Source organism: Paenibacillus forsythiae T98, from assembly GCF_000520735.1.
Taxonomy (GTDB): domain Bacteria; phylum Bacillota; class Bacilli; order Paenibacillales; family Paenibacillaceae; genus Paenibacillus_AQ; species Paenibacillus_AQ forsythiae.
In genome coordinates this window covers 1-1,551 of record NZ_ASSC01000056.1, presented here as the reverse complement: position 1 = coordinate 1,551, position 1,551 = coordinate 1, and the positions used below count along the sequence as shown (strand labels likewise).

At 51.3% G+C, this 1,551-nt stretch carries 1 protein-coding gene; it reads left to right on the top strand.

Features of this window, described 5'->3' with window-relative positions:
* Positions 1 to 399: 399 nt before the first annotated feature.
* The coding region (locus tag L692_RS0102085; protein WP_025696759.1) for an MFS transporter at positions 400 to 1,551 on the top strand (1,152 nt) is incomplete at its 3' end.

Below are 1,551 nucleotides of genomic sequence, written 5' to 3'. Positions count from 1 at the left end.
AAGGGTATTGAAAGAGCGATAAGCTCATTTTGAAACTGACGATCCATTCACATGAATCATTAAAAATCAACGTGTTCCATTTGTTCAGTTTTCAAAGAACTTGCACCCAGCATTTGAATATTTCATCTCATGCACAGGAATTATAGAATAACACACTGTGTTGCGTTCGTCAACTCTTTTTTCGATCATGATTTTCAACTTCATCACAACCTCGCAAGCGACAAGAAATAATATATCATGCATAGTTCAAACTTGCAACCCCTTTTTTAAAAATAAATGATTTGTCTTTAATATCTCCTATCGTTCCTGAATGTTCATTGCAGTCAAGCAGTAAAACGAGTTATCGTAATCCATATCGAATGCCCGGCTTAATCCGGCTTATTATAGAAAGGAGCTGCAATGAGAAATCAATCAACGTCTACTCTGGCGCAGGTAAATGCGGCGGCCGGAGAGCAGAGCCAGCTTCAGCAGGCCACGATCTACCGGATCTTGCTGGCCGTCGGTTTCGTCCACCTGTTCAACGATTCCATTCAGGCGGTTATCCCTGCTATCTTCCCGATCCTTAAGAGCAACATGCTGCTCTCCTTCGCCCAAATCGGATGGATCGCGTTCGCACTCAACGTCACGTCTTCGGTTATACAGCCGGTCATCGGCTATGCCGCAGACCGCCATCCGCGTCCGATCCTGCTTCCGCTCGGAATGGACAGCACGTTAACGGGGGTTATGCTGCTGGCCTACGCCAATAATTATGCCCTGGTGCTGATCTCCGTCATTCTGATCGGGTTCGGCTCAGCGACCTTCCACCCCGAAGGCATGCGTGTGGCGCATATGGCGGCCGGTCTTAAAAAAGGGTTGTCCCAATCCATCTTTCAGGTCGGAGGCAATGCGGGGCAGTCGCTCGGGCCGCTGCTCACGAAGTGGATTTTTATCCCGTTCGGACAGATTGGCGCATTGGGCTTTACGATTATTGCGGCCGCCGGTGTCGTGGTGCAGACCTATGTGGCCCGGTGGTACCGGGAGATGCTGGATGCCGGCTATACGTTCCGCAAAAAGAACGCTGCCCGCACAATGGACCCCGCCAGACGGCGAAGCATTCTTAGGGCGGCGGTTATCCTGGTCTTGATTGTCTTTGTGCGCTCGTGGTATGGCCAGGCGATCGGAAGCTACTATGCGTTCTATTTAATGGAAAAATATGGACTTATGCTGGACAGCGCACAGAACTATATTTTTATGTACCTGGCTGCCGGAGCTCTTGGCACTCTCTTCGGAGGGCCGCTTGCCGACCGGTTCGGACGGCGGAATCTCATCCTGTTCTCCATGATCGGAACCGTTCCGTTCGCGCTAGCGCTGCCGTTCGTAGGACAATTGTGGGCAGGCGTGCTGCTGCTGATTGGCGGATTCGTTCTTCTGTCCAGCTTCTCGGTCACCGTCATTTACGCGCAAATGCTGTACCCCGGCAACATCGGTACCGTCTCCGGCCTTATTACCGGACTGGCTTTTGGACTCGGCGGCATCGGCTCGCTGTTCATCGGCCATATGATTGATGCCATC